The following is a 3,082-nucleotide window of genomic DNA, read 5'->3' as shown; positions in this document are numbered from 1 at the left end:
GTTCGACGACGGTGTGCGCCCGTTCGAGGCCCAGGCCGTCGGTCAAGGCGCGGGCGAGCCGCGGGGAACTGGCCGCGACCGCGCCGGTCAGCCTGGGGTGGAGCAGAAACTCCCGGAAGATCGACATGTGGCGACGGTATGGACGGCAGGGGTCGTCAGGCGTCGTCCCGGCGGCCCGCCGGTGTCCTGCCACGGGTGGACGGCGGCCGGTCCCGACAGCCGTATCGTGGAGCGGTGCACGGGCTTCTCGGCTGGTCGGGCCGCCATCCGTGGCTGGCCGAGACGGCCCTCGTCGCGGTGCTGCTCGCGGCGGCGGCCGGGTTGCCCGAGGGCGGGTCATGGTGGGTGCGGCTGCCTCTGCTGCTCGTGCTGGTCTCGACGGTGTTGTGGCGGAGGTGGCACCCGCGGGCCGCGGCCGCGGTCGCCGTCGGTGCCGCCTGGGCGGGGCTGCTCGGCGGGGTGTGGGAGGAGCACCTGCCGCTGGCGCACGTTGCGTTGCTCGTGGCGGTGTACACGCTGGTGGTCCGGGGCCGGCGAGGCAGCGCCGCGGTTGCCGCGCCGCTCGCCGCCGGGTTCTTCGTCGCCTGGGCGCTGCGCTGGTATCAGGGCGTCGACGCCGGTTGGGGCGCCGCCGGGTTCTGCCTGTCGGTCGGCACCGCGTGGCTGCTCGGCGAGTACGTGCGGGCCCGCCAGGCGTACGCGCAGGCGCAGCGACAAGCGGTCGCCGCCGCGGCGATCGCCGGCGAACGGGCCCGGATCGCCCGGGAGTTGCACGACGTGCTCGCCCACAGCGTCGGGGTGATGGTCGTCAACGCCGAGGGTGCCCGGCTCATGCGGCATACCGATCCGGCGGTCGTGGACCGGACCCTCGACCTGGTCAGCAGCACGGGCCGGGCCGCGCTGCAGGAACTGCGCCGCCTGCTCGAGGTGTTGCAGCCCTCCGGTGAAGGCGTCCCGCAGCCGCAAGGTGAAGGCGTTCCGCAGCCGCCCGGCGAAGGCCACGGCGTGCCTCCCGGGGAACCGGCCGACCTGCGTGACCTGGTGACCCGGGCGGGAGCCGGTCTGGCCGGAGCGCAGTTGCGGATCGCCGGCACCGCGGACGGCGTGCCGGCATCGCTGCTCGGCCTGGTGTACCGCATCGTCCAGGAAGCGCTGACCAACGTGCTCAACCACGCCGGCGCTCGCGCCTCGGTGGACGTCCTGCTGGACTTCGGCGCGCCCGGTCGCCGCCGCACGGTCCGCGTCGAGGTCGTCGACACCGGCGGGGACGGCGGCGGTCCGGGACTGCCGTCGTCCGGTCGCGGCCTGGCCGGCATGCGGCAGCGGGTGACGGACGCCGGCGGCACCGTGGAGGCGGCGCCGGTGCCGGGCGGGTTCCGGTTGGCCGCGACCCTGCCCGTGAACGGCTCCACAGCCGCTTCTCAGCCGGCCACAGCGGCCTCTCAGCGCCGCGGCGGCAGGATGGGGCGGTGGCCGCACGGGTACTGATCTGCGACGACCAGGAGCTGATGCGGGTCGGGCTGCGCATGGTGGTGGACAGCCAGCCGGACCTGACGGTGGTGGGCGAGGCGGCCGACGGGTCGGCCGCCGTGGCCCTTGCCGCGCAGCTGCGGCCCGACGTGGTCATGCTGGACGTCCGCATGCCGGGCCTGGACGGTGTCGCCGCGACGGCCCGAATCCGCGCCGCCGTCCCGGCCGCGCGCGTCGTCGTGATCACCACGTTCGACCTGGACGAGTACGCGTTCGCGGCGCTGCGGGCCGGTGCGAGTGGCTTCGTGGTCAAGGACGCCCCGGCGGCGGAGCTGCTGGTCGCGATCCGCGGGGTGCTGCGCGGCGCCGCGATGGTGGCGCCGTCGGTCACTGGGCGGCTGGTCGACCGGTACGTGACCGGCACCGCCGGCCCGGCCCCGGACGAGCGCTGCGCCGCGCTCACCGACCGCGAACGCGAGGTGCTCGGCCTGATCGCCCGCGGCCTGAACAACGCCGAGATCGCCGCCCGGCTGTTCCTGGGCGAGACCACGGTGAAGACCCACATCAACCGGATCCTGACCAAGCTGCGCCTGCGCGACCGGGTCGGTGCCGTCGTGTTCGCCTACGAGACCGGCCTCGCCCGCCCCGGCGCCGGACCGTAGGAACTGCGTCCACATCACAATGCGTTGATCTCGCAACCATGCCCGTCAAGTGCGCCGACAAGCTCGTCATTGCCCAGACCGCCCTCGGCGACGTCCCACCCTTCGCCACAGGTCAGGTCGTCGTCGCCCCGGTTGCCGTACAGCGCGTCGTTGCCGTCGTCGCCCGTGATCAAGTCCCCCTCGGCGCCTCCGAACAGTGAGTCGTTGTCCGGGCCCCCCTGGATGTAGTCCCGGCCGCCCTCACCGTCGATGCTGTCGATGTCCGATCCCTCGGTGCCGACGATCCCGCCGATGAGGGTGTCCCAACCGTCTCCGCCACAGATCTTGTCGTCACCGCCGAAGCCGTTGATGAAGTCGTCACCCGTCGTTCCGATGATCACATCGTCGCCCGGAGTTCCGTTCGTGATCGCAGCCCCGGGCACGGCGTAGATGATGCCCGCGGTGGGCACGCCGAGGATCTCGCCCGTGGGGAGGAAGGTGATCCGTTGGTACGCCTGGCCGAAGCATTCCGGCCATACGTAGGGCGCGGGCGGCCCGACGGGCACTAGGGGGTCCGCGAACGCCGGAGACGCGAATACGGCACTGGAGAGTGTCAGTGTTGCGCTGATCAGTACGGTCGCGCGGCGGATCCGGCTGGTGATCGTGAGCATCGTGGCTCTCCCTGATGTCGGGGACCCGCACGGGTCCGTCACCCACTGCACGGTGACCGCCCGGCGATGGTTCAGACCGCCACCCGCCTGTACGGCTTTCCGACAGGGATCGACGAGGGGCTGATGCTCGTGCCGGAGCGCGGCCCCAGGGACGGCCGGCTGGAAGCACGAAGCCGGCGATCCACTTCGACGGCCGACGGTTCGGCGCGCCCGACGCAGGCTGAACGCAGCTCAGGATGGCTGGCGTGCGGCGTGGGTCCGGATGAGTCCCTCGACGCCGCGCAGGAAGGTCTCGCAGAT

The 3,082-nt window shown here is 73.0% G+C and carries 4 protein-coding genes; 3 read left to right on the top strand and 1 reads right to left on the bottom strand.

Going from position 1 to position 3,082, the window contains the following annotated elements; translation table 11 throughout:
- Positions 1 to 234: 234 nt before the first annotated feature.
- Both ABZS66_RS61160 and ABZS66_RS61155 read left to right on the top strand, forming a co-directional pair.
- The gene (locus ABZS66_RS61160; protein ID WP_354774120.1) at positions 235 to 1,488 is read left to right on the top strand and encodes a histidine kinase; all 1,254 of its coding nucleotides are present in this window, start codon (positions 235 to 237) and stop codon (positions 1,486 to 1,488) included.
- Positions 1,470 to 2,132 carry a response regulator transcription factor gene (locus ABZS66_RS61155; protein ID WP_354774118.1) on the top strand — a complete coding sequence of 221 codons (663 nt, stop codon included), beginning with the start codon at positions 1,470 to 1,472 and terminating at the stop codon, positions 2,130 to 2,132. Before ABZS66_RS61160 ends, ABZS66_RS61155 begins: the two co-directional genes overlap by 19 nt.
- Before the next feature lie 14 nt (positions 2,133 to 2,146).
- Here the strand turns inward: ABZS66_RS61155 and ABZS66_RS61150 are convergent, their stop codons facing one another.
- A complete protein-coding gene (locus ABZS66_RS61150) occupies positions 2,147 to 2,782 on the bottom strand; it encodes a calcium-binding protein (protein ID WP_354774116.1) in 636 nt (211 codons plus the stop codon).
- A gap of 66 nt (positions 2,783 to 2,848) precedes the next feature.
- On the opposite strand from ABZS66_RS61150, the gene ABZS66_RS61145 reads away from it, so the two are divergent.
- Positions 2,849 to 3,082 (top strand): hypothetical protein (locus ABZS66_RS61145; RefSeq protein WP_354774114.1); only part of this gene is annotated, 234 nt, incomplete at its 3' end.

The organism is Dactylosporangium sp. NPDC005572, from assembly GCF_040605515.1.
Classification (GTDB): Bacteria; Actinomycetota; Actinomycetes; order Mycobacteriales; family Micromonosporaceae; genus Dactylosporangium.
Note: the sequence above shows the minus strand (reverse complement) of the source record. Positions and strands in the feature narration are given on the sequence as shown.

Excerpts from the sequence above, each read along its gene's own strand:
- ABZS66_RS61150 (WP_354774116.1), bottom strand. The coding sequence starts at position 2,782 with ATGCTCACGATCACCAGCCGGATCCGCCGCGCGACCGTACTGATCAGC.